Source organism: Streptomyces sp. NPDC014882 (genome assembly GCF_043081325.1).
In the GTDB taxonomy this organism is placed as follows: domain Bacteria; phylum Actinomycetota; class Actinomycetes; order Streptomycetales; family Streptomycetaceae; genus Streptomyces.
Window position 1 is genome coordinate 92,644 of sequence record NZ_JBIBWL010000019.1, and the last position, 23,216, is coordinate 115,859.

21 protein-coding genes are annotated in these 23,216 nt (G+C 71.8%); 15 read left to right on the plus strand and 6 right to left on the minus strand.

The genetic code is table 11. From position 1 onward, the window contains the following. The 4 genes from ACF09K_RS31460 to ACF09K_RS31475 are packed head-to-tail and all read right to left on the minus strand — an operon-like array spanning position 1 to position 4,340. On the minus strand, positions 1 to 222 hold the full coding sequence (locus ACF09K_RS31460; RefSeq protein ID WP_392248724.1) for an MbtH family protein: 222 nt from the start codon (positions 220 to 222) through the stop codon (positions 1 to 3). Between the two features lie 43 nt (positions 223 to 265). After that, entirely contained in the window at positions 266 to 2,455 is a 2,190-nt protein-coding gene (locus ACF09K_RS31465) for an amino acid adenylation domain-containing protein (RefSeq protein WP_392248725.1), read from the minus strand. Beyond that, positions 2,452 to 3,270: a thioesterase II family protein gene (locus ACF09K_RS31470; protein WP_392248726.1), complete on the minus strand. Its 819-nt coding sequence runs from the start codon at positions 3,268 to 3,270 to the stop codon at positions 2,452 to 2,454. Before ACF09K_RS31470 ends, ACF09K_RS31465 begins: the two co-directional genes overlap by 4 nt. Beyond that, entirely contained in the window at positions 3,267 to 4,340 is a 1,074-nt protein-coding gene (locus ACF09K_RS31475; RefSeq protein ID WP_392248727.1) for a thioesterase domain-containing protein, read from the minus strand. Before ACF09K_RS31475 ends, ACF09K_RS31470 begins: the two co-directional genes overlap by 4 nt. A 230-nt stretch (positions 4,341 to 4,570) precedes the next feature. Between ACF09K_RS31475 and ACF09K_RS31480 the strand changes: the two genes are divergently transcribed. The 4 genes from ACF09K_RS31480 to ACF09K_RS31495 all read left to right on the plus strand — a co-directional run bounded on the left by ACF09K_RS31480 (position 4,571) and on the right by ACF09K_RS31495 (position 10,780). Further along, entirely contained in the window at positions 4,571 to 5,566 is a 996-nt protein-coding gene (locus tag ACF09K_RS31480; RefSeq protein WP_392248728.1) for a TauD/TfdA family dioxygenase, read from the plus strand. Positions 5,567 to 5,746: 180 nt separating this feature from the next. Continuing rightward, the gene (locus ACF09K_RS31485; protein ID WP_392248729.1) at positions 5,747 to 7,666 is read left to right on the plus strand and encodes an ABC transporter ATP-binding protein; all 1,920 of its coding nucleotides are present in this window, start codon (positions 5,747 to 5,749) and stop codon (positions 7,664 to 7,666) included. Then, positions 7,659 to 9,449 (plus strand): ABC transporter ATP-binding protein, encoded by a 1,791-nt coding sequence (locus ACF09K_RS31490; RefSeq protein ID WP_392248730.1) that lies wholly within the window; start codon positions 7,659 to 7,661, stop codon positions 9,447 to 9,449. The genes ACF09K_RS31485 and ACF09K_RS31490 overlap by 8 nt, the downstream gene beginning before the upstream one ends. After that, complete coding sequence (locus ACF09K_RS31495; RefSeq protein WP_392248731.1) at positions 9,446 to 10,780, plus strand: helix-turn-helix domain-containing protein; 1,335 nt, start codon at positions 9,446 to 9,448, stop codon at positions 10,778 to 10,780. Before ACF09K_RS31490 ends, ACF09K_RS31495 begins: the two co-directional genes overlap by 4 nt. A gap of 24 nt (positions 10,781 to 10,804) precedes the next feature. Here the strand turns inward: ACF09K_RS31495 and ACF09K_RS31500 are convergent, their stop codons facing one another. Together ACF09K_RS31500 and ACF09K_RS31505 are read right to left on the minus strand one after the other, a co-directional pair. Beyond that, positions 10,805 to 11,638 (minus strand): aminoacyl--tRNA ligase-related protein, encoded by an 834-nt coding sequence (locus ACF09K_RS31500; protein ID WP_392248732.1) that lies wholly within the window; start codon positions 11,636 to 11,638, stop codon positions 10,805 to 10,807. 41 nt (positions 11,639 to 11,679) lie between these two features. Then, positions 11,680 to 13,329 (minus strand): condensation domain-containing protein, encoded by a 1,650-nt coding sequence (locus tag ACF09K_RS31505; protein WP_392248733.1) that lies wholly within the window; start codon positions 13,327 to 13,329, stop codon positions 11,680 to 11,682. 189 nt (positions 13,330 to 13,518) lie between these two features. Here ACF09K_RS31505 and sbnA point away from each other — a divergent pair, with 189 nt between their 5' ends. The 11 genes from sbnA to acpS all read left to right on the plus strand — a co-directional run bounded on the left by sbnA (position 13,519) and on the right by acpS (position 23,213). Beyond that, the gene (gene sbnA / locus ACF09K_RS31510) at positions 13,519 to 14,490 is read left to right on the plus strand and encodes a 2,3-diaminopropionate biosynthesis protein SbnA (protein ID WP_392248734.1); all 972 of its coding nucleotides are present in this window, start codon (positions 13,519 to 13,521) and stop codon (positions 14,488 to 14,490) included. 602 nt (positions 14,491 to 15,092) lie between these two features. Continuing rightward, complete coding sequence (locus tag ACF09K_RS31515; RefSeq protein ID WP_392248735.1) at positions 15,093 to 15,284, plus strand: hypothetical protein; 192 nt, start codon at positions 15,093 to 15,095, stop codon at positions 15,282 to 15,284. A gap of 37 nt (positions 15,285 to 15,321) precedes the next feature. After that, positions 15,322 to 16,272 carry an ornithine carbamoyltransferase gene (locus tag ACF09K_RS31520; RefSeq protein WP_392248736.1) on the plus strand — a complete coding sequence of 317 codons (951 nt, stop codon included), beginning with the start codon at positions 15,322 to 15,324 and terminating at the stop codon, positions 16,270 to 16,272. Further along, positions 16,256 to 17,197: a 3-oxoacyl-[acyl-carrier-protein] synthase III C-terminal domain-containing protein gene (locus ACF09K_RS31525; RefSeq protein WP_392248737.1), complete on the plus strand. Its 942-nt coding sequence runs from the start codon at positions 16,256 to 16,258 to the stop codon at positions 17,195 to 17,197. Before ACF09K_RS31520 ends, ACF09K_RS31525 begins: the two co-directional genes overlap by 17 nt. 1 nt (position 17,198) lies before the next feature. Beyond that, positions 17,199 to 18,590 carry an ATP-grasp domain-containing protein gene (locus ACF09K_RS31530; RefSeq protein ID WP_392248738.1) on the plus strand — a complete coding sequence of 464 codons (1,392 nt, stop codon included), beginning with the start codon at positions 17,199 to 17,201 and terminating at the stop codon, positions 18,588 to 18,590. Further along, positions 18,587 to 19,867: a type III PLP-dependent enzyme gene (locus ACF09K_RS31535; protein WP_392248739.1), complete on the plus strand. Its 1,281-nt coding sequence runs from the start codon at positions 18,587 to 18,589 to the stop codon at positions 19,865 to 19,867. The genes ACF09K_RS31530 and ACF09K_RS31535 overlap by 4 nt, the downstream gene beginning before the upstream one ends. A gap of 37 nt (positions 19,868 to 19,904) precedes the next feature. Further along, the gene (locus tag ACF09K_RS31540; protein WP_392248740.1) at positions 19,905 to 20,180 is read left to right on the plus strand and encodes an acyl carrier protein; all 276 of its coding nucleotides are present in this window, start codon (positions 19,905 to 19,907) and stop codon (positions 20,178 to 20,180) included. A 3-nt stretch (positions 20,181 to 20,183) separates the two neighbouring features. Continuing rightward, on the plus strand, positions 20,184 to 21,077 hold the full coding sequence (locus ACF09K_RS31545) for a hypothetical protein (RefSeq protein ID WP_392248741.1): 894 nt from the start codon (positions 20,184 to 20,186) through the stop codon (positions 21,075 to 21,077). Beyond that, a complete protein-coding gene (locus tag ACF09K_RS31550) occupies positions 21,074 to 21,697 on the plus strand; it encodes an acyl-CoA dehydrogenase family protein (protein WP_392248742.1) in 624 nt (207 codons plus the stop codon). The genes ACF09K_RS31545 and ACF09K_RS31550 overlap by 4 nt, the downstream gene beginning before the upstream one ends. Further along, entirely contained in the window at positions 21,694 to 22,848 is a 1,155-nt protein-coding gene (locus tag ACF09K_RS31555) for an acyl-CoA dehydrogenase family protein (RefSeq protein WP_392248743.1), read from the plus strand. The genes ACF09K_RS31550 and ACF09K_RS31555 overlap by 4 nt, the downstream gene beginning before the upstream one ends. After that, positions 22,845 to 23,213, plus strand: a complete 369-nt coding sequence (gene acpS, locus ACF09K_RS31560; protein WP_392248744.1) for a holo-ACP synthase — start codon at positions 22,845 to 22,847, stop codon at positions 23,211 to 23,213. Before ACF09K_RS31555 ends, acpS begins: the two co-directional genes overlap by 4 nt. Positions 23,214 to 23,216: the final 3 nt, after the last annotated feature.

The following is a 23,216-nucleotide window of genomic DNA, read 5'->3' on the forward strand; positions in this document are numbered from 1 at the left end:
CTACCTCGTCCCGGTCGACGCGGGAGGCTGTTCACCGCGGATGCTGAGCGGGCGCATGTCCGTCCAGATCTCCGTGATGTGGTCCAGGCACTGCTGCCTGTCGCCGGTGAACCCGCTGGGCCGCCAGCCCGCCGGCGGCCGGCGGTGGGCGTCCCAGATCGAGTACTGCTCCTCGTGATTGACGACTACTCGGTACGTCTTGTCCGCGGCCGTATCACTCACCGGGTCCCGCTTTCTGTCGTCTTCGGTCTCGTGGGTGGGAACGTCACAGCCGGGTCTGCAGCGACCGGGTGTCGACCTTGCCGTTGGCGGTCAGCGGGATCTCCTCGACGCCGAGGATCTGCGCGGGGACCATGTACTCGGGCAGGTCACCGGCCAGTTCGGAGCGGATCCGGGAGGGGTCGAGGCCGCACCCGGCGGCGGGGACGACGAACGCGGCCAGCCGCTGCGAGCCGGACCGCGTCACCCACGCGGTCACCACGGCCTCGCCGACGTCCGGGCGGCGCAGCAGCGCGGCCCGGACCTCACCCGGCTCGACACGATGGCCGCGGATCTTCACCTGGTGGTCGGTGCGGCCCAGGAACTCCAACCGGCCCTGCCGCCACCGGCCGCGGTCACCCGTGCGGTACAGGCGGCCGCCCGGCTCTCCGTAGGGGTCGGGCATGAAGCGTGCCGCGGTGAGGGCGGGGGCGCCGAAATACCCGCGGGCCACGCCCGCGCCGCCCACGTACACCTCGCCGGGGACGCCCTCGGGGACCGGTTCGAGGCAGTCGTCGAGGACGTACATCGTGGTGTTGGGGATGGGCAGGCCGAGCGGGACGAGCCCGTCGGCCGGCAGCTGTGTGACCATCTGGCCGGAGTTGCCGACGGTGATCTCCGTCGGACCGTACTCCGTGGCGACCGGTGTGCCGCCGGGGCCGACCAGTTCGCCCCACCGCCTGGCCAGTTCCGCCGGAAACGCGTCTCCGGCGGCGATGACCAGTCCGGCGAGGCCGTGCGTCTCCTCCGGCTCGAGGTCCGTGCTCAGCAGGTGCAGGTGGCCCGGGGTCATCTTGATGAAGCTGTACGGCGCGCCTGCGAGCAGGTGCACGCCGAGGTCGGCGGTGTCGAGCGGGTCGGGCAGCAGGTCCACGCGCTGGCCGACCACCAGCGGGGTGAACAGACTCGGGACACCGAGGTCGAAGCCGATCGAGCTGAAGTGCGGCGAACCGCCGGTGCCGCGGGCGGCGTACTCCAGGGCGGTCCAGAGCACGTAGTTCGCCAGGCCTCCGTGGTGCACCATGACGCCCTTGGGTTCGCCGGTGGATCCGGAGGTGTAGATGACATAGGCCAGGTGCGCCGGACCGACGGGGACGTCGACGGGGGTCGGTTCGACCGCGTCGATCGCCGCGCGCTCCCGGTCCAGCAGGACGCACTCGCCCTGGTCGAACGGACCGAGTGCGTCGAGGTGTTCGGAGCGGGTGACCATGAGGGCGCAGCCCGCGGCGGCGACCATGTGGCGCAGCCGGTGTACGGGCAGGTCCACATCGAGCGGCAGATACGCCGCGCCGGTCTTCCAGACCGCCAGCAGGGCCGGCAGCAGATCCGGGCCGCGGCGCAGGCTGACTCCGACGAGTGCTTCGGGGCGGGCGCCGCGGGCGAGCAGGTGGTGCGCGAGCCGGGTGGAGCACTCGTCCAGTTCGCGGTAGCTGAGGGTGCGGCCGCTCGCGCGAACGGCCGGCGCGTCGGGTGTCCGCGCGGCCTGCTGCCTGAAGAGTTCGAGCACCCCGGCGGGCTCCCAGGCGACGGTGCGTCCCACGGCCCATCGCCGCAGCACGGCGTCACGCTCGCCGTCCGGCAGCACGGCGGTCGCCGCGTCCGCCTCGGGCGCCGCCGCCATCGCTTCGAGGGCGCGCCGGTACATCACCGCCAGCCGGTCGAGGCCGGCGGCGTCGAGGTGGCCCGCGGCGCGCAGGATCAGCGTGCTCTCGCGCACGCCGACCCGCAGTCCGTACCGCCCGCTGCCGGGGACCGTGCCGGAGGCGTCGCCGGGGACCGTGTCGAGCGCGGCGCCGTCGGCGGCCAGGAGGACGCGGTCGGCCCGCGGCGAGCGGTCGTCGTCCGCGGCGGGCGCCGTCGTCGGCACCGGCTGCAGCGCGTGCAAGGCGGTTCCGGTCTGTTCGACCAGCTCGCGCCAGGTGCGCGCGCCGCCCGGTCGTATCTCCAGGGAGCGCGCACCCGCGCTGTCACCGGACGGCAGGACGTCGGTACGGAAGACCGCCTCCTCGACCAGGGAGTTCAGCACCTTGGCGTGCGCGGCGACCACGACGGCGAGCGTGTCGACGCGAGCGGCGGCTGCCAGGGCGTCCAGCGCGGGCACGAGGTCCGCGTATCCCACCTCGGCCGTGCGCGGGACCGGCCCGTCGGCGGCCGCGCACCGCCATGCGCTCGGCAGCCGGAAGTCTCCGGTGCTCACCCGCCGCCCCCTCGTACCAGCAGCCGTCGTGCGATCCGTCCCATCAGTGCTCCCGCCTCGTTGAGGATGTAGTGGTCCGCGTCCAGCAGGTGCAGGGCGAACTCCTTGGTGGTCTCGGCGCTCCACGCCGACATCGCCCGGGCGCTCACGAATCCGTCGCGGCGCCCGCCGATGACGGTGACCGGCAGGTCCAGCGCGGGCCCCGGGGAGTGTTCGAGGGTCTCGACGACCTGGTAGTCCGCCCGCAGAATGCGTTCGAACATGGCCATCAGGTCGGGGTCCTCCAAGACCTGTTGCGCCATTCCGCCGTAGGAGACGACCCTCGTGAGCAGCTCACGGCCGGGCAGTCGGTGCAGCGGCGGGTCCTCGACGACGCGCTCGCGCGGCCCCTCGGAGGAGGAGACCACCAGCTCGACCGGCAGGGGACCGCCGGCGGCGTGCAGCCGCCGTGTGAACTCGTGGGCCAGCATGCTCCCCGAGCAGTGCCCGACCACGGCGAACGGCACGTCGAGCAGGGGTACCAGGTGCGGTTCGACCTCGTCCAGCAGGGAGCGCCCGTCGGTGAGCAGGGCCTCGCGTATCCGGCTCTCCCGGCCGGGGGGCCGGATCGCGCAGAGGTCGACCTCGGGCGGCAGGTGCTCGAGCCAGGGTCTGAAGGCGGTCGCGCCCGCACCGACATGGGGGAAGCAGATGAGCCGCAGTCCGGGGTCCTCGGCGGGCCGCAGCCGTGCGATCGACCGGTCGGCGACCGGTCGGGAGGCGGTCGTCGTGGTCCGGGGGGCGGCCGCGGCCGCCGTCCTGGGGGCGGCGTTCATGCGTCCAGCACCTTCCTCATCAGGTCGGCCACCTGCCGGTCGCCGATGACCGGCAGCGAGCAGTCGAGTCCGAGGTCGAGCCGGTGGACCGTGAGCCGCTCGGCGTTGTCGTCCCACGCCCGCTCGGCCGGATGGGCGGAGCAGGTGTCGGCGACCAGGACGGCCCGGCCCGCGTAGGCCGGGTAGTCGTATTCCTGGACGGCGAGGGCGGTGCGGGCCCAGGCGAGCTGGAGCCGCGGCAGGTCCTGCGGCCGTGCCACGTGCTCGTACCAGCCGGCTTCACGGAGCCTGAGGTGGATGTCCTCGAGGCTCTCGCCGCCGGTGAGCGCGAACCGTCCGGCCAGCGCCGCCAGCCTCCTGGCCAGGAGATCGTCCAGGGTCGCGGCCGGCTCTTCGGCGGTGCGTCCGGCCGGTGGGGCGATCAGCGCCAGCAGGGCGACGGGATAGCCGCGCTCGCGCAGGCTGCGGGCCAGTTCGAGGGCGACCACCGCGCCATGGCCGAATCCTGCCAGCCGGTAGCCGTTCGCGGGCCGGTGGCGGAGCAGGGCGGGCAGACAACGGTCCGCCAGTTCGGCGAGAGTCCCACCGGGAGCGGTCGGGGCGCCCGTGTCCGGCAGCAGGTGGCCGACGGCCGCGCGTGCGCCCACCCAGGCCGCGACCGCGTCCCGTTCGGCACGTACATGGCTTTCCGAGTGCACCACGTGGAGCGCTTCCGCCGCGTCGCCGCCGGTGATGGGGATCGCCCGGACTTCCGTCCCGGCCGGATCCGCCGCCGTCGCCGAACCGGCGTACGGGTCGAGGGCGGCCGGCCGCGGGCCCGGCGCCGGAGCACGGGGCAGCGTCAGGTACTCCGCGAGCCGGGCAGGCACCGGATGCCGCAGGGCGTCCGAACTGCGGATCGGCAGCCCCAGCGCCCGCGCCGCGGTCGCGATCTCGATGATCGACAACGAGTCACCGCCCAGCTCGAACAAGTCGTCGTACGGCGAGACCGCGTGCCCGAAATGCTCACTGCAGATCTCGCACAGCAGGCGCTCCACTGCCTGGCAGCTGAGCGGTATTCCATTCCGCAAGGTCGGGTGCACGGCACTACTCCGTCTCTTGTGTCGAGCCTCCCGGAAAGCTTCATTTCCCGCGCGATCGCGGTACAGGCATCCGGCAGGCAAGTTCCGCTCCGCCAATTGCCGGTCCGCTGCCTGGATACGGCGGCAAGCAGCCGTAAAGACTCGCCGAGGGTCGCCAGAACGGCGATTTATGCAATCGCCCCAGGGATAACGCGGAATTCGGAAGAGGAGAGACGAGCGTGACCTCAACCATGGCGAGCGCGAACGCCGACCACGGAAATGAAACCGCGCTCCTCGAACTCACCGGTGAGGAACGGGCCGACCTCGCCGCGCTGGTCCGGCGGCTGACCCGCGCCGAACCGGCACTGGTGGACGATCCCGGCTGGCGGATCCACGCCCGCCGGGCGAGCTGCGGCCTGCCCGAGCGGCTGAGCGGGGCGATGCGGGACTTCAGCCACGACGCCGGACCCGACGGGACCCTGACCTTCAGCAACCTCCCGCTCTCCCCCGGTCCCCTGCCGCCCACCCCCACCGTGCGGGACTCGGTGGAACGCGTGGCCACGACCCCGGCGGCACTGGCGATGCTGCTGGGCAGCGCGCTCGGGACGGTCGTCGCCTACCGGAACGAGAAGCAGGGCGCGATGGTGCAGAACGTCGTCCCGGTCCCGGCGCTGGCCGACTCGCAGAGCAACGGCGGCTCGGTCCGCCTGGAGTTCCACACCGAGAACGCCTTCCACCCGCACCGCCCCGACTACGTCGGACTGCTGTGCCTGCGGCCCGCGCACGAGGACCTGGTCGGCACCCAGGTCGCCTCCATCCGGCGGGCGCTCGCGTTGATCGACGAGGAGACCCGTGCCGTCCTGCACGAACCGCGCTTCCTCACCGAGGCGCCGCCGTCCTTCCGTTCGACCGGTCCGTCCGGCCCGAGGCCGGTGCTCGACGGCGCTCCCGAGGATCCCGACATCTGCGTCGACTTCCACGCCACCAGCGGGCTCGACGAGAACGCCGAGAAGGCCCTGGCGCAGCTGCGGGAGGCGTTGTGGGCGGTGCGCACCGACGTCGTCCTGCGCCCCGGCGACATGATCTTCGTCGACAACCGCGTCGTGGTGCACGGCCGGGTCGCGTTCTCACCCCGCTACGACGGTGCGGACCGCTGGCTGCACCGCGTCTTCGTCCACCTGGACCACCGCCGCAGCCGCGGCTGTCGGCCCGGCGACGGGGCCGTCCTGATCTGACCCGGTCAGGGCGGCCGCCTCGGGCGTGGGCGGTGCGGAGCACAGCCGATCCATACCTCCGCCATACCGTCGTCGAACCCTGGCTTTTCTACCTTGGGGTGGCCCGCGCCCCGCCCCCTGCACCCCTGCGTCCCACTGACCGCGGCATCACCCGGACCGGACAGGAAGAGTGCCCATCCCATGTCCCCTGTGCGCTTCCCCCTGAGCCGAAGGCCCAGGATCCCCCCCACCGTCCACGGAATCCTCGCCCTTCTGCGGCTGCTCCCCCGGGTCGACCGGAGCAAGGCCGTACTGGGCCTGCTCGGCGTGCTGACCGCGGCGGTGCTGCCGATGGCCGGCGCGGTGGTGACCGGTCTGCTCATCGGCTCGATCCACGCCACGCTCGACGCGGGCCTGTCCTCACCCGCCGGCCGGCACACCTTCGTCCTGCTGGCCACGGCCGGCGCGCTGGTGCTGGTGCAGCAGACCCTGGCGCCGCTGCTGACCGCGTTCGGCGAGACCCTCGGCCGCGAGGTCGATCGGGACCTCCAGCAGCGGGTCATGGCGGCAGTGGGGCGCCCGGAGGGGACAGCGCATCTGACCGACCCCGAAGTGCTCGACGCGCTGCGGGTGGTGCGCGGGCTGGGGATGGCGGAGACCGACCGGCCCAGTCACGCAGTGACCGCCCTCGCGGTGGTCCTGCCGGCCTGGTTGCGCGCGCTGGCGGCAGCGGCCCTGCTGCTGGTCTTCCACTGGTGGATCGGGTTGCTGTGGCTGGTGGCCTGGCCGGTGGTCGTGCACTTCATGCAGCGCGAGTACTTCCGGGTGGGGCAGGTGGGCGGCGGGCGCAGCACCGCGCTGCGGCGGGCGGAGTACCTGCGCGATCTGGTGCTTTCCCGGCCCGCTGCCAAGGAAGTGCGGATCTGGGGCCTGCTGGACTGGCTGATCGAGCGGTTCGACCGCTCCTGGCGGGAGGCGACCGAGCCGGTGTGGCGGGAGCGCAGGCCCCGTGCCCGGGTCGTGCTGTGCTCCACCGGGGCGGTCGCGCTGGTCAACCTGGTGTCGTACGGCATGCTCGCCTGGGCCGCCGTGCACCACGACATCGGGATCGGCGCCGTGGCCGTGTACGCACAGGCGCTGGCCCTGGCCAACAACTACACGGCCTTCGACGACAACAACGCCTATCTCTCCTACGCCGGCGCCGCCGTCCCCCGCGTCCTGGGCCTGGACGCGCGGCTGTCCGTGCCGCCGCCGCCGCAGCAGCAGCGGATCGACAAGCTGCCCGTCGGTTTCCCGACCAGGAGCATCGACTTCAGCGGGGTCCGTTTCCGCTACCCAGGGACCGGCCGGGAGGCCCTGACCGGCGTCGATCTGCGGATCGCCGCGGGCCGCTCGATCGCCGTCGTCGGGGAGAACGGAGCGGGCAAGAGCTCGCTGGTGAAGCTGATCTGCGGATTGCACCGACCGACCGGCGGCAGCATCCGCGTCGACGGTCACGAACTGGCGGACCTCGACCCGGCGGCCTGGCGCGAGAAGATCGGCGTCCTGTTCCAGGACTTCGCGCGGTACGAACTGACCGCGGCCGAGAACATCTCGATGGGCGCCCCGCGCTGGGCCGCCGACCGTGACCGGCTGCGCGAGGCGGCGCACCGGGCCGGCGCGCTGACCATGATCGAGGGGCTCCCCCACGGCTGGGACACGGTGCTCTCACCGCAGTACACGGGGGGGACCGATCTGTCCGGCGGACAGTGGCAGCGGGTGGCGTTGGCGCGGGCGCTGTTCGCGGTGGACGCAGGCGCCCGGGTCCTGATCCTCGACGAGCCGACCGCGGCCCTCGACGTACGGGCCGAGGCGGAGATCTACGACCGGTTCCTGGAGTTGACCGCGGGACTCACCACGATCCTGATCTCGCACCGCTTCTCCACCGTCCGGCGCGCCGAACGGATAGTCGTACTCGAAGGAGGTGCGGTCGTGGAAGACGGCTCGCACGAGGAACTGCTGGCCCGGCGGGGACGGTACGCGGCGATGTTCGACCTGCAGGCGGCGCGCTTCGTGGCGCCGCGGCGGGGCCGGAACGCGCCCGTGGGACGCACGGCGGCCGCGGAGGCGAAACATGTTTAAGACGCTGCGCGGCTATCGGGAGCTGATGCGGATCGGCGTGGGGGCCGCCCCCTGGCACGCGGCGATGCAGTTCCTCACCGGCATCGTCTTCGAGGTCTCGGTGCCCGTCGGCGGTCTCGGCGCGAAGATGATCGTGGACGCCGCCGTCTCCGGGGACACCGGACTCGGCCTGGGCGCCGCGGTGATGCTGGCGGTCACCGTCGGTGTCGCCCTGGCTTCGGTCTTCTACTACGTGCACTGCCTGTTCACCGTCCAGGAACGCGCCACGGCGGCGGCCAGCCGGCGGCTGATGCGGCTGATCGGCGGCGCCGAGGGACTGGCGCACCACGAACGCCCCGAGTACCTGGACCAGGTGCAGCGGATCCGCGAGCAGCAGTTCCAGCTCTCGGGCATGGTCAACGCGACCGCGGGTGTGCTGCGGGTCGGTGCGACACTGATCGTCACCGCCGTCCTGCTGGCCGGGGTGGCCCCCCTGCTGCTGTGCCTGCCCGTGCTCGCGGTGGTGTCCTTCTGGCTCGGCAAGGTCAGCCGGGATCTGACGGTGCGGGCGCAGGAGGCGACCAGCGAGCAGGAGCGGCTGCGCCAGCACCTGTTCGAGCTCGGAACCTCCACCGACGCGGCGGGTGAACTGCGGGTCTACGGTCTGACGCACCTGCTCGGCTCCCGCCATCGGCAGGTCTCCGACACGGTGATCGGGCCGCGCAACCGCGCGAGTTGGCGCGGAGCGGGCCTGCAGGCGGCAGACGCGCTGATCACCACGCTCGGATACATCGCCGCCGTCACGCTCGTCATGGTGCTCGCGGTGCACGGCCGGGCCACGGCCGGCGATGTCGTCCTGGTCCTGGGCCTGGCCGCCCAGCTCACCATGACCGTGGGGACGGCGGTGCGCTACGGCACCTACTTCCTGGCGGTCCTGCGCGTGGGCGGGCGCCTGGTGTGGCTGGAGGACTACGTGGCCGACGAGCGGCGTGGCCGGACCACCTCCGCCGCCCTGCCCGACAGGCTGAGCCGGGGCATCGAGCTGCGGGATCTCGGCTTCGGCTATCCGGAGGCGGAAGGCGGTCGGGCCGTACTCGACCGGGTGAACCTGCTGCTGCCGCCCGGCGCCGTGGTCGCCCTGGTCGGGGACAACGGTGCGGGCAAGAGCACGCTGGTCAAGCTGCTGTGCGGCTTCTACCGACCGGACTCCGGTGCGATCCTGGTGGATGGGGTCGACCTGGCCGGCTGCGACATGGCGCAGTGGCGGGCCCGCTGTTCCGCGGCGTTCCAGGACCACGCGCGACTGGAGTTCCCGGTCGTGGAGACGGTGGGCGTCGGCGACCTGCCGCGGATCGAGGACCGGGCCGCGGTGAGCGCGGCCCTGGAGCGGGCTGATGCCTCGGGCGTCGTGGAGCGCCTGCCGCGGGGACTGGACACCCGGCTCGGCACACGCTGGGACGACGGGGTGGAGCTGTCCGGGGGCCAGTGGCAGCGCCTCGCACTGGCCCGCGGCCTGATGCGCACCGATCCGCTGATCACCGTGTTCGACGAGCCGACGGCCGCACTGGACGCGCACACCGAGAACGCGCTGTTCGAGCGCTTCGCGGCGGCGGGGCGAGCCGGCCGCAGCCGCAACACCGTCACGCTTCTGGTCTCCCACCGCTTCTCGACGGTGAGCACGGCCGATCTGATCGTCGTCCTGGACGGCGGGAGGATCAGGGAGCAGGGCAGCCATCGGGAGCTGATGGAGCAAGGCGGCCTCTACGCCGAGCTGTTCGAACTTCAATCTCAGGGGTATCGATGACCATCGGCTACACCGAAGGATTCACCCTGCTCGGTGCGCACCGGCCCACCTGGAACTCCCGGCGGCTCGCGGCGCTGCGCATCCAGCGTGGCTGGACGCAGGAGGAACTGGCCGAACACTCGGGACTGAGCGTACGCACCATCAGGAACCTGGAGCTGGGCCGGGTGCGCAACCCGCGCCGCTCCTCGGTGGATCTCCTGGTGAACGCGCTCGGCGTGGCCGACGAGCAGCAGCAGGGCGCGGAGCGGCCGGAGTCGGCCCGGTGGGGCGGGCTCGACGTGCCCTCCTCGGCGCTGGTCGGCAGCGGTTCCGCGCACCAGCAGCTCGCGCACACCGTCCGTACGCACCGGCTGACCACGTTCCTGGGCCCGGGCGGGGTCGGCAAGACCCGGATGGCCCTGGACGTGGCCGCCCGGATCGGCCATCTGTTCCGGGACGGTGTGGAGGCGGTGGAGCTCGGCGACCTGGAGGCAGAGGGCGCCGGGCACGGCGAGCAGACCGCCGTGGTGCTGAACCGGGTCCGGCGGCAGATGTCCCGGGGCCGTTCGCCGGAGCAGCCGGGCGCCGGACGCGGCGAACCCGGTCCCGACACCGACATGCTGCTGGTGCTGGACAACGCCGAGCACGTACCGGCCGGTGTGATGGCGGCCGTCCGGGAGCTCCAGGCCGGGTTCCCCGCCGTGCACATCCTCATCACCACGCGCCGCCGGCTCACCGAGCGGATGGGCGCCAACAGGGAGATCCAGCCGCTGACGCTGGACCACCCGTCCGGGGAACCGCTGTCCGCCGCACCCGCCGTGGAACTCTTCCTGAGACACGTCGGCAGCGAGTCCCCGGCCATCGCCGAGCTGGAGAAGGACCTGCCGCTGGTGGCCGAGCTGTGCCGGCGGCTGGGCGGCCTGCCCCGCTACATCGAATTCGCCGCGGAGTGCCTGCGCGCCATACCGATCCGGTTGATGATCTCGTACGGACCCACGCCGGAGATGCTCTGGTCCAACGACCACGCGCTGCTGCGCCATCAGCGGTCGGTGTCCGACAGCATCCTGTGGAGCGTGGACCTGCTCAGCAACGACCACCGGCTGCTGCTCGAACGCATCGCGGCGCTGCCCACGCACCGTTTCGCGCTGGACGAGATCAGCACGCGGTACGACCGGCCGGGGCACGGTTCCACGGCGAATCCGCTCACGCTCGTCTCGGACCTGCTGGACACCTCGCTCCTGCTGCCCGCTCCCCTTCACCCCTACCACTACCAGCTGGCCCCCTTCGTCGCCGAGGTGCTGCTGCGCACGGGCCGCCCGACGCCGGGGCCCGGTGATCCAGCGCGCGGCTGAACCACCGGGCCCGGACTGTCGGGCTCAGGCGATGTCGGGCCAGTCGTCGAGGTTGTCGCCGTGTGCGTGGATGAGGGCGGAGACGGTCCGTTCGAGTCCGAAGGCCATGCAGGAGCTGTGCGCCGGCCCCTGGCCCGCGAAGCCGATCGCGAACCGCTCGCCGAGGTGGTCCTTGTGGCTGTTGGCCGAGGCGATGGCGGTCCCCGGATCGCCCTCGTACACCTCGGTGTGGAACTCGTACTTGAGGTCCTGCTGGAGCTGGCTGCTGCGCATGAACCGGTCTCCGGGGCCGAAGAAGGGATCGCTCGCCTGCCGGACGGAGAACTTCAGGCCGAGCCCGGTGAACAGCGCCTCCGTACGGGAGATCCAGTCGTCCCGCCACTGCCAGGCCTCGTCCTTCCCGGCGACCACCACGAACTCGCGCATCCGGAAGGAGCGGAAACGGCCGTACTCGCTGGTCGCCTCGTGGCGGTAGCAGTGGCCGACCGCGTCGAAGAAGCGGGCCTCGTCGATCGTACGGTCGGCGATCTGCGGATAGACGCTGTAGCAGATGGCGGGGGCGAGCACCACGTCGGTCTCCGACCGGGCGGCGGCGAGATGCGGTGCGTCGGGGCTCGCGCCGGTCCGCAACGCGTGCACGGATCCCAGCAGTTGCGGAAAGGACTCGGCGTACTGGGCGCGGTCGATGTCGGCACGCGGTACGACCGGCGCGTACCAGGCCGGTCCGGTGGAGGCCGACGGGTCCGTCGCGGTCAGCGCCCGCTGGAGGTCGGCCAGGACCGCCTCGAACTTCGAGGTGAAGCTCAGCAGTCCGGGCACCCCGGTGGGCAGCACCCAGTCGGCATGGGTCGTTGTCATCGGAACGGTCACGCTCCTCGGGAAGGCGGGTGAAGGGTGGGCTACCAGCCGGCGCTCTCGGCGACCGTCTCGTAGGCGCTGTCCAAGCCGGCCATCAGCCTGGGGATCTGGTCCACGTCGAGCGAGATTCCGAACACCCGCTCCAGTTCAACGAGGAAATCGACGGCGAGCAAGGAATCGGTGTCCAGGTCCTGCGCGAAGTCCTCGGCCGCCTCCACGGCGCCGGGTTCCGCGGTGAAGACCGCGGCGGCGACGTCGCGGATCCGCGTGAGGCGGGCCGCCGGGTCGGCGTCGGTTCGTGTAGTGTCCATCGATTCACTCTCACTTCTTGGGATCAGCTCGCGTAGAGCGGCGGGAAGGGTGCCGGTCACCGCGGAACGCAGCAGACTCCGGTACTGCTCGGTCAGCCGAAGGGCCGCGCGCTCGGTGAACAGGGAGGTGTTGTACTTCAGCGTCGCCCGCAGGGTCCGGGCGTGCCGGGTCACCTGGAAAGTGAGCTCGAACTGGCCCTGCTGCTGCGGCAGGTAGTACTCGGCGGTGCGCAGGCCGGCGTGCTCCACCTCGCGGCCGGGTTCGAGCGCCGCGGCGATGGGGTCGTCCTTGTCGAGTTCGTTGAACACGAACAGGACGGTGATGAGTCCGGGGCGGCCGGGGTCGCGCGGCAGATCGACCAGGCGGGGCAGCAGTGCGAACGGGTAGTCGCGGTGCGGCAGGCCGCGCCACAGCCCGGCCGTGGTCCCCCGCAGCAGGGCGTCGAAGCCGTCGTCGGGGTCGACACGCACGCGCAGCGGCAAGGTGTTGACGAAGTAGCCGATGGCGCCCCGCAGCTCCGCGCCCCGGCGCTGCGTCACCGGGTAGCCGACCAGGAAGTCCGTCTGCCCGGTGGACCGGTGCAACAGCAGTTCGAGGACGGCCAGGAGGTAGGCGAAGGTGGTCACGTTGTGCGTGGCGACCGCCTCGTCCAGTCCTTCCACCAGGTCCGGTGGCAGGTCCAGGACGACCTCCGCGCCTTCGGCGCGGTAGACGTCGGGTCTGGGAAGGTCGGCGGGCACGGCGGTGTGCCGTGACACGCCCCGCAGTTCCTCCTGCCAGTGCCGCCGCGCCCGGTCGGCCCGCGGCGAGGCCAGATACGCGTACTGCTGCCGTGCGAACCGGTCGAAGGCCGCACCGGTGTCCCGGGCGGCGTAGGCCCGTCCCTCGCGCAGCGCCGCGTACCGGGAGAGGATCTCCCGGCACAGCAGCAACTGCGAGACGTTGTCCACCACGATGTGGTGGGCCGTGATCAGCAGGACGTCCGGCGCGTTCCGGCGTCGCAGCAGTGCGGTCCTGATCGGCGGCTCCCGGTCGAGGTCGAAGGGGCGCCGGGTCAGACCCAGTGCGAACGCCCGCAGTTCGTCCTCGTCGAGGTCCGGTTCGTACCGCTCCGTCAGCGCGGCCGTGGCTCCGGCCGGACGGCGACGGACGCGTCCGGAGTCGTCACAGCCGAACAGCGAGCCGAGCAGCGTGTGGTCCAGGACCGCGGCTCGGACGGCCGACTCCATGAGCTCGGCGTCCACCGGGAAGTGCAGGCTGAGCGCCGCGGTCACGTTATAGGCCACGCATTCCGGGTCGAGATTCTGGATCAGCCAGAGAGCTTCCTGACCAAGAGTCAGCTCACTGCCGACCGCGGGCGTGGAATTGCTCTGCATCATGGAGCAAGTACGGCACAAGGCCGCACGACCGGGCAAGGAATCAGGACGGCAACTTCCCTTCCTGCCGGAAACTGCCGGGCACTTGCCTGTCCACCGATCGCATCGGCTCCTACGCTGGGCTCATGACAATCGTCCCTGAATTCTCCGATGCGGGGTTGACGAGAATTGATGTATGAAAACGCGTACGAGATGATTCAGGACGATGTCTTCCTTCATCTCGACGGCGCGGCCGCGAATATCGACCTCTATCTGAAGATAGAGGGCCTCAATCCCGCCGGGTCGATCAAGCTGAAGACCGCCCGGAGCATGGTGGAGGACGCCGAGCGCCGGGGTTTCCTGAGCCGGGGCTCGCGTCTCATCGAGTCCTCCTCCGGCAGTCTGGGCATCGCCCTGGCCGTGGTCTCCGCCGCCAAGGGGTACCGCTTCCTGTGCGTCACCGATCCCAGTACCTCGGCGCTGAGCGTGGAGACCATGCGTGCTCTCGGCGCGGAAGTGGTCACCGTGAACCGCCCGGACGAGGGCGGCGGTTACCTGGGCACCCGCATCGCCTACATCCACGAGCAGTTGGCCGGGGACCCGGACCTCGTCTGGCTGAACCAGTACGTCAATCCGGCCAACTCCGCCGTGCACGACCGGTGCACCGCCGCAGCGATCAGCGCCATGATCCCGGACCTGGACTACCTGTTCGTCGGCACCGGCACCTCCGGGACGCTGATGGGCTGCATCCGCCACTTCCGCCGCGAGTCGCCGGGCACCCGGATCATCGCGGTGGACGCGGTCGGATCGGTGAACTTCGGCGGCGCGGCGGCGCGCCGCTTCATCCCCGGGATCGGCACCAGCCGGCGCCCGGAGATCCTGCGCAGCGAGCTGGTGGACGACATGGAGCTGGTCGCCGAGACCGACACCGTCAGGACCTGCCGCTGGCTCGCCCGCAGATACGGCTTCTTCGCCGGCGGGTCCACCGGCTCGGTGGTGCAGGCGGTTCTGCGACGCGCCCCCGAACTCCCCCCGGGTTCCCGCGTGGTGGCTGTCTCGCCCGACTTCGGTGATCGCTACGTCCAAACGATCTACAACGACGACTGGGTGGCCGAGACCTTCGGCCCCGAATGCCTCAACGACTCCGACGACCTGCTGTTCGAGCTGACGAGGGCGAGGAACTGATCGTATGTTCTCCTTCCAGGTGAGAGGCGGAAAGAGCGTCCGTGCCGTCATCGAGACCTCCCGACCGGAGATCCTCGCGCGGGTGAGGGAGACTCACCCGGCCCACCGCCGTGGCGCGGCGGTCGACCCCGACAGCCGCTTCCTGCGCTTCCCGGACAAGCCCGACGCGAGGATCATCGCCCTGCCCGCGGCCCTGTCCCCGGACGGATCTCCCGACGGCCCCGCGGACGCGACCGACGGCGCGGCCGAAGGTGGGGCCGAAGGTGGGGCCTGCATCAAGTGGATCGCCGGCTTTACCGGCGATCCGGCCCGCAACGTCCTGGAGTTCTTCCGCACGCTCGGCTGGTCCTTCACCGGGGTCGCCCTCCACGACACGGTCGCGGGCCACGCGAAGAAGCCGGCCGAGCACACCGAAGTGCCCGGTCACCGGGGCACCGCCCAGGAGCGTCCGGCCGGGGCGGCGGACCGCGCCGACCTCGTGGTGCCGGCGACGACCGCCGGGGGGCCGTACCTTCTCGCGCGCGCCGCCTTCGCGCCCGGCCGGACTGTGCTCGACGTCTCGCTGCGTGACATCGGTCCTGAGCCGATCGTCGCCTCCCGCGATGTCGTCGACGACGTCGAGCATCGTCTCGACGCCGGCACCTGCCCCCCATCCGGCGGTGCAGAAGTCCGGGCACCGGGACTTCGTCGACGGCACGGTCGCACAGCCGGTCCTCGGCGAGCTGGACCTCGGCCGGGACAGCGGCCGGGTGCAGGAAGTGCCGGACCTTCTCGCCGAGGTCGAACGACGGTGACGCCCGGCGCCCACCCGGCGGAACGGAGGCCGGCCCCATGACGAAACGCACCAGCGGTCACCTCATCTCCCTCGACGACCTCGCCGACTCCCAGCTACGGGGAATCGTGGAGCGGGGCGCGGAGCTGTCGAGCCGGGCGGCGAGGGGGGAAGGCGTCAACGGCACGGCGCTGGCCCGCGACGTCGTCGGCGTCTACTTCCGCAAGACCTCGACACGCACCCGTACGGCGTTCTCCTCCGGCGCGCTGCGGCTCGGGGCGGGTCTGGTCACCTTCGGTCCCGGTGACCTGCAGCTCAACACCGGGGAGACCACAGAGGACACCGGCCAGGTGATGTCCCGGATGCTCGACGTCCTGGTCGCGCGGACGGCCGGCAGTCCGCGGGAGTTGCGCGCCTGGGCCGCGCAGCGGCGGATGTCCGTGATCAACGCGATGAGCGCCGACGAGCACCCCACCCAGGCGCTCACCGACCTGACCACCCTCACCAGGCACTTCGGGGCGGTGGACGGGCTGACCGTCGTCTACGTCGGCGAGGGCAACAACTCCGCCGCCGCCCTCGCGCTGGGGCTGAGCCGCTACCGCGGGGTCCGGCTGGAGCTGCGCACACCGCCCGGCTACGGCCTGACCGGCGATGTGCTCGGCCGTGCCCGGCAGCACGCGGCGGCATACGGCTCCGCGGTGGAGGAACGGCACGATCTCGACGACCTGCCCGCAGACTTCGACGTCGCCTACACCACGCGCTGGCAGACCACCGGCACCAGCAAGCCGGACCCGGACTGGCGTACCGTCTTCGCCCCCTTCCAGGTGACGGAGCGGCTGATGGAGGGCTCACCCAAGGCAGTGTTCATGCACGACCTGCCGGCCCATCGCGGCGAGGAGGTCACCGCCGGGGTGCTCGACGGCCCCGCGAGCATCGCCTTCGACCAGGCCGAGAACAAGCTCTACAGCGCGATGGCCGTCCTGGAGTGGTGCCGTGCTGTATCTGCGTAGGGCCGTGTCCTTCATACCGGAGCACACCGCCGCCGTCACGGAGCTGCGCGAGTCGCTGGAGATCTCGCGCTCCGAGGTCAAGCTGCTGACCCGGTTCCTGGGGCTGGACCGGATCGTCGTCGCCGCGGGCCTGTCCACGCTCGACATGCTGCTGGCCATCGGCCAGGAGGCGCTCACCGGGACGGACCGCTCCCGGGTGCGCTTCCTGATCCACGCCCATACGGTGCAGCACGTCGCCCCACCGAGCCTGCGCTGGATGGATGTGCTGCGCACCAGGCTCGATGTGGAGGGGGCCACATCGTTCGCCGTGTCCCATCAGGGCTGCGCGGTCGGGCTGTCGGTGCTGAAGGTGGCCGAGAGCCTGCTCACGGCAGAGCCCGCCGGGAGCACGGCTCTGGTGCTCATCGGGGAGAAGGCGCTGTCCTCGGTGACGCAGCACCTGCCGGCGACCTCGGTCCTCGGGGACGCGACCGCCGGTGTCGTGGTCAGCCTCGACGGGCCGGGGGACGCGGTGCTGAGCACGGCCCACCGCACCCTCGGCGAATTCCACCAGGCCATGAAGATGCCCGAGGAGGCACAGCGCCGATACCGGCGCGCGTACACCCCGGAGCTGGCCGCGGTGATGCTCGACGCGGTGCGCCGCGCGGATCTCGAACTCGACGACATCGACCTCGTCCTGCCGCACAACGTGAACCGCTACTCGTGGAGTACCACCGCCAGGAAACTGGGGCTCCCGCTCGACCGGATCTACCTGGAGAACGTCTCGAAGACCGGCCACTGCTTCTGCGCGGACCCGTTCATGAACCTCTCGACGGCACGGGCCGAGGGCGCGGTGCGCCCGGGAACGCATGTGCTGCTGGTGTCGGCGGGCCAGGGCGGGACCTTCGCCGCCGCGGTGGCCAGAACCTCGACCGGACAGGAGTGACATGTCTGCACCACAAGGCACCGCGGCAGCCGGCGGATTCACGGCACGGCTGAAATCCGCCCTGGTCGGAGACCCGACCGCCCGATTCGTCTATGTGAACAACTTCGAGGTCGAGCGGGTCTGGGGCCGTGACGAGCCCGGCCTGCCCGGTGCCGGGCTGTCCTTCTCGTCGGCCACCGTGAACCGCATCGAGGAGGTCGGCGTCCTGCTCGCCGACGAGCACGACGTCGTGGTGCTCAAGGACGCGGTCGACCCCGGATACGCCGGCTATCTGACCGCGCTGGGAGCGGCCGACGGTGTCCGCCTGACGGTGGACCGCAATGTGCCCTCCCGGTCGGTCACCGAAGACGCGCTGGACTCCCCCCGGCTGCTGGCGGCCCTGCGCGCGCTCGCCGACGGTCGCACCTACCTGATGCCGCTCGGCATCTCACCGGACGAGGAACGGCTGGCCGAGGCCGCGGGGCTGCCCCTGGCCGGCCCGAGCGCCGCCGTCTGCAAAGAGGTGAACGGGAAGATCTTCAGCCGGGAGCTGGTGGACGCCACCGGTCTGCCCGCCGTCCCGGGAGCGGTCTGCCGGACGGTGGAGGAACTGGCGGCGGCGCTCGACGTCCATCTGGTCCGGGCCGGCTCCACCATGGTGGTCAAGGAGTCACTGGGCGTTTCGGGTCGCGGCATGGTCGTCGTGGAGGACCGCAAACGCGGCGAGCGGCTGCTGCGGATGATCGAACGCCGGGCCGGCGCGGACCGGCGCGCGTCCGTCGTCGTCGAGCGCTGGATCGACAAACAGGCCGACCTCAACTACCAGTTCGTCGTCGGCCGCGACGGCGAGGTCCGGTTCGAGACCGTGAAGACCGCGCTCACGGAGAACGGTGTGCACCGCGGACACCTGTTCCCGCCCGCGCTGCGGCCGGACCGGATCGACGAACTGCGGGCGGCGGCCGAGGTGATCGGCAAGCAGCTGGCGGTGGCCGGCTACTTCGGGCTGGTCGGGGTCGACGCGCTGCTCGCCGCGGACGGCACGCTCTACCCCTGCCTGGAGATCAATGCCCGTTTCAACATGGCGACGTATCAAAACCGGATCGCCGAACGTCTGATCACCGACGGCCGGCACGCGCTGGCCACGACCTTCGACCTCCGGCCCACCCGCGTGCACGGCTTCGAGGAGGTGCGAGCCGCGCTCGGCGAACTGCTCCTGGACGGCCCGCCGTCCTCGGCCCGCGGTGCGCGCGGCGTGCTGATCAACAACTTCGCCACCCTGAACGCCATGTTCCAGGCCGAGGGAAAGCCCTACGGCCGCGTCTACGCGATCTGCGTCGGCGACGACGAGGACGACGTACGGCGGACAAGGCAACAGGCCGAGACCCTGCTCGACGAAATGGTGGCCGGAGCATGAGTGACGAAGTCGACTGGAACGGTATCGCCGACACGTACGGCACCCCGACGTACGTGTACGACGGCGACTGGCTCGCCGACAACCTGCACGCCCTCCGCTCGGCGCTGCACCCTTCGCTGGAGATCTTCTACTCGCTCAAGTCGAACCCCAACAGGGGCGTCTACGACGTCCTGCACGCGGCCGGCGCCCGCGCCGAGGTCTCCTCCCTCGCGGAACTGCGGCTGGTCCTCGACGCGGGGACCGATCCGGAAGACATCGTCTTCCTCGGGCCGGGCAAGAGCGCGCAGGAGATCGAGGCCTGTGTCGACGCGGGGATCTACGCCGTCGTCTGCGAGTCGTTCGAGGAGCTGGAGCGGATCGACGAGGCGGCGCGGGCCCGCGACGTGCGCCAGCGGGTGCTGCTACGGGTCAATCCGGCGCTGTCCATCGCCGGTTCGCGGCTGACCATGGGCGGCAAGCCCCGCCAGTTCGGCATCGACGAGGCCCAGGTCCTCGCGGCCGGAAGAGCACTGACCGGCTTCGGGCACGCCGAAGTGGCCGGTATCCAGGTCTACCTGGGCACTCGCATCCTCGACACCGAGGTGGTCGTCAAGAACACCGCGTACGTCCTGGATCTCGCCGACCGGATCGCGCAGGCCACCGGGATCCCGCTGACGGCGGTGGACATCGGCGGCGGCCTGGGGGCGGCCTACTTCGAGGGCGAGCGGGAACTCGACGCGATCGAGCTGGCGAAGGACCTCAATCCGCTGCTCGACCGGTTCGCCTCGGCGCACCCGGGCACCCGGCTGATCATGGAGTCCGGCCGGTATCTGACGGCGCTGGGCGGCACCTATCTGATGCGGGTGCGCTACACGAAGCAGTCCATGGGCGAGAACTTCGCCGTGGCGGACGGCGGCACGCACCATCACATGGCCGCGGTCGGCATCGGCTCCTTCGTCAAGCGCAACTTCCCGATCGCACTGCTCTCCCGGTCGCCGGAGCCCGCCGAGGAACACGGCACCTGGAACATCGCCGGTCCGCTGTGCACCCCCAACGACACGGTCGCCAAGAGCGTGGCGCTGCCCGAGCTGCGCCCGGGGGACCTCATCGGCGTACTGCGCTCCGGCGCCTACGGCCCCTCCGCCTCCCCCGTGTACTTCCTCAGCCACGGCTACCCGGCCGAGGTCGTGCTGCGCCGCGGCCGGACGTACCTGGTCCGTCGCCGCGACACGCTCGACGACATCCTCGGCAGGCAGTCGACCCACCCCGAGCTGGGCCGAACCGACCGCCACGGCTGATTCCCGCCCATCCGAACCCCGTAAGGGAGCTGTGACCATGGTGAACACCGACAACGCCACGACGGCCGACGCGCTCCGGAACGCGCTCGCCGAGGTTCTGCACAAGGAACTGCCGGAGCTGGCCCCCAGCACGCGGCTGTTCAGCGATCTGGCCCTGGACTCCACCAGCGTGATCGAGCTGCTGATGGAGCTGGAGGACACCATCGGGCTGCAGATCGACCCCGACGAGCTGACCCCGGAGGTTTTCGAGACGGTCGGCAGCCTCAACGCGTACATCGACACGTGCCTGACCGGGGAAGAGAAGGCGTCCTGACCGATGCGGCTGACGACACACGCGCCACCGCGCGCGGCCGTGCGGCCGCCGGACGGCGCCAGGACACTGCGGCTCGCCCGGCCGGCCGTGCGGAGCTTCCCCGACCGGCCGGCCTCACTGACCGGCGTCGAGCTGAGGTTCATGACCCAGTTCCTCGCCGCCTTCGGCGAGGAGCCCGACCACGGGCAGTACGCGCGCGGCGGCGGCAACAGCTTCACCGCCATGACCCGGGAGCTGCTCGACTCCCTCGACCGGCCGCCGGCCGCGGCCGACCGGGTCCTCCTGGCCTACCACCTGCCCGACATGAGCGTCGTCGAGGTGGCGGGCTGCTATCTGGCCGAGTACTACCCGGGGAACCCGGAGGTGTTCTCGGTGTCGGGGCAGGGCGTCGGCGCCCCGTTCACGGCGCTGCGCATCCTGGACCGCACGCACACCGCGGGCGGCCTGCGCGAAGGAGCCGTGTTCGTGCTCGACCAGTCGACCCTCCCCTACTTCGACCCCGACGCCCACACGAGGCCGCACAGGGACAGCGCGGTCCTGCTGCGCACCGACAACGCCGAAGGAGACGACCCCGGGGCCGCCATGGAACTCGACCTCCTGGACGAGCGGGTGGCCGGTCCCGGCGCGGCGCTGACGCTGCTGCTCGGAGACGGACACGAGCCGGGGCAGGAACCGCGGACGAGGATCGTGGTCGGCCGGACACTCGCGGAACTGCTCGGTCCGGAGCCGCTCACCGGCCACGACCTGGTCATGGGGGCGCCGGACCGGCTCTGCACCAGTGCGTGGGCGGCGCTCGCCGAACACTGGTCGCCGGACCGGTACACCGTCGTCGCCGACTACGATCCGCACTCCGGCCGGCTGTTCCGGGCCGGGCTCCGTCCGGGAGCGGCCTCGTGAACGCGATCGGCGGGGACGAGCGGCAGCGGTTCCGGGACCTCGGACGCGAAGGCGGCCTGGCCGTCGGCCTGACCGCGGTGCTCGAAGGCCTCGACCCGGCCTCCGAGGCCCCCGGCGACGCCGCGGTGCTGCCCCTGTCCGCGGTGGGCGCGGACGCCGACGTCCGCCCCCATCCGTTCGCGGCGCTCGACGGGCTGGCCCTCGTCCGCTTCCCCCGGAGCGGCGCGGGCCCCGGGCCCGGACTGACCGGCCGGCGCGCCGCCCTCCTGGCCGCGGTGCGGGTCGGTGTGCTCTCCCGAATGCTGGACACGGCCGTGCGGCGCCTGTCGTCGCGCCGGTTCGGCGGAGTCCCGCTGATCGAGCACCAGCTCGTCGGCGGCGCGCTGGCCGATCTGGTCACCGAGATGGAGACGGACGCGGCCATGCCCGACAGCCCTTCCGCCGAGGCGGCCTGGGACCGGCACGAGCGGCTGACCGAGGCGGGCTGGGCGGCGACCCGGCTGTTCGGCGCGGAAGGCTACATCACCGATCATCCGGCGCGCTGCCTGTACCTGTCGGTGCTCACCGCCGATCTGTGGCTCGCACGGCCGGGCCCGCCGGAAGGAGGAGGGGGACGGTGACCGAACTCGACGAACGTCTCTCGGCGCTGCGCGGCGCCGCCGCCGACACCGCAGCCGAGCTGCGCGATCACGCGATGGCACTCGACGCGGCCCCGCACGAGGTGAAACCGCATCAGGGTGTCGCGGCCTTCGACCTGATCCGCCGCTGCACGACTCCGCGACGCTTCGGCGAGCCGCTCCGTGTCGGACGCTTCGCCTACTCCGCGGGCTCCTGCCTCGACACGCTGGTGTGGATGCTCGAACTGGCCCACGGCGACGCGGGAATGGTGCTGGCTGCCCCCGGTCCGACGCTGGCCGGGCTCCTGGTCGACCAGTTGGGCGACGAGCGGCAGCAGGACCACTTCTACCGTGCTGTGGCCGGCGAGGACGCCTACGCCTTCTTCGCCGTGACCGAACCGGACCGGGGCAGCGACGCCGGCGGTCTGGAGTGCGCCCTGCGTCGCGCGACGCCGACCGGCCCGTACCGGCTGCACGGCACGAAGAAGTACGTCGGCAACGGGGCCCGCGGCGGCGTCGGCGTGGTCTTCGCCCGGACCGGTGACGGCCCCGTGTCGATCCGGGCCGCGCTCGTCGAGGCCGGCGCTCCCGGGCTGTGGCGGCGGGAGCTGGACATGGTGGGGCTGCGTGGCGCGGCCCTGGGCGAGATCCGGCTCGACGGGGTCGCCGTGCCGGACGAGCTGCTCCTGGGCCGGCACCTCAAACCCACCAGGCGCGGGCTGTGGGGCGCGATGCGGGTGTTCAGCGCCGTACGGCCGCAGGTGGCGGCGCTCGCGGTCGGCACCGGCCTCGCCTGCGTGGACCTGGTGCGCGCCGAACGTCCGCACGCGCCGGGGCTGGAGGCCGTCGCGGCTCGGCTGGAGGGATGCCGCCGGCTGGTCTACCGGGCGGGCGCAGCCCTGGACCACGACCGCGACGACGCGGTGCTCTCCAGCGTGGCCAAGATCGCCGCGGTGTCCGCGGCGCGCGAGGCCGGTCGCTGGGCGGTGCGCTCGCTCGGCCCGGCAGCACTGGTGGAGCACCCGCTGTTGGAGAAGTGGAACCGCGACGTGTGCGCCTTCGAGTTCATGGAGGGCACCAGCGACATCCAGCGGCTGCACGTCTCGCGAGCGCGGGCCAGGAAGCCGATGCCGGCGGGGGGCGGGCCGTCATGAGGATCGGCGTCGACCTCCTGGAGATCGACCGGTTCGCGAGGATCGCCGCCCACCCGGGCGGGCGGCGGATCGTGTTCTCCGCGGCGGAGCTGGCCCGGGCCGACGGCCTGGGTGTCGGGCGCCGTACGGAATTCCTGGCGGGCCGCTTCTGCGCCAAGGAGGCCAGCGCGAAGGCGCTGGGCCGGGGTCTCGGTCAGGGCCTGGTCTGGCACGAGATCGAGGTGCTCAGCGATGCTCACGGAGCACCGCGCGTCCTGCTCGGCGGCGGGGCCCTGGCCGTCGCCGAGCAGGCCGGGATCGAGCGGATCGACGTGTCGCTCAGCCACCACGCCGGCCTGGTGGTCTGCGTGGCCATTGCCACTTGAATC

Bases quoted from the DNA above. Each gene is read 5' to 3' on its own strand.
- ACF09K_RS31470 (WP_392248726.1), bottom strand. From the start codon at position 3,270: ATGAACGCCGCCCCCAGGACGGCGGCCGCGGCCGCCCCCCGGACCACG.
- ACF09K_RS31485 (WP_392248729.1), top strand. From the start codon at position 5,747: ATGTCCCCTGTGCGCTTCCCCCTGAGCCGAAGGCCCAGGATCCCCCCC.
- ACF09K_RS31490 (WP_392248730.1), top strand. From the start codon at position 7,659: ATGTTTAAGACGCTGCGCGGCTATCGGGAGCTGATGCGGATCGGCGTG.
- ACF09K_RS31495 (WP_392248731.1), top strand. From the start codon at position 9,446: ATGACCATCGGCTACACCGAAGGATTCACCCTGCTCGGTGCGCACCGG.
- ACF09K_RS31500 (WP_392248732.1), bottom strand. From the start codon at position 11,638: ATGACAACGACCCATGCCGACTGGGTGCTGCCCACCGGGGTGCCCGGA.
- ACF09K_RS31505 (WP_392248733.1), bottom strand. From the start codon at position 13,329: ATGATGCAGAGCAATTCCACGCCCGCGGTCGGCAGTGAGCTGACTCTT.
- sbnA (WP_392248734.1), top strand. From the start codon at position 13,519: ATGATTCAGGACGATGTCTTCCTTCATCTCGACGGCGCGGCCGCGAAT.
- ACF09K_RS31515 (WP_392248735.1), top strand. From the start codon at position 15,093: ATGTCGTCGACGACGTCGAGCATCGTCTCGACGCCGGCACCTGCCCCC.
- ACF09K_RS31520 (WP_392248736.1), top strand. From the start codon at position 15,322: ATGACGAAACGCACCAGCGGTCACCTCATCTCCCTCGACGACCTCGCC.
- ACF09K_RS31530 (WP_392248738.1), top strand. From the start codon at position 17,199: ATGTCTGCACCACAAGGCACCGCGGCAGCCGGCGGATTCACGGCACGG.
- ACF09K_RS31535 (WP_392248739.1), top strand. From the start codon at position 18,587: ATGAGTGACGAAGTCGACTGGAACGGTATCGCCGACACGTACGGCACC.
- ACF09K_RS31540 (WP_392248740.1), top strand. From the start codon at position 19,905: ATGGTGAACACCGACAACGCCACGACGGCCGACGCGCTCCGGAACGCG.
- ACF09K_RS31545 (WP_392248741.1), top strand. From the start codon at position 20,184: ATGCGGCTGACGACACACGCGCCACCGCGCGCGGCCGTGCGGCCGCCG.
- acpS (WP_392248744.1), top strand. From the start codon at position 22,845: ATGAGGATCGGCGTCGACCTCCTGGAGATCGACCGGTTCGCGAGGATC.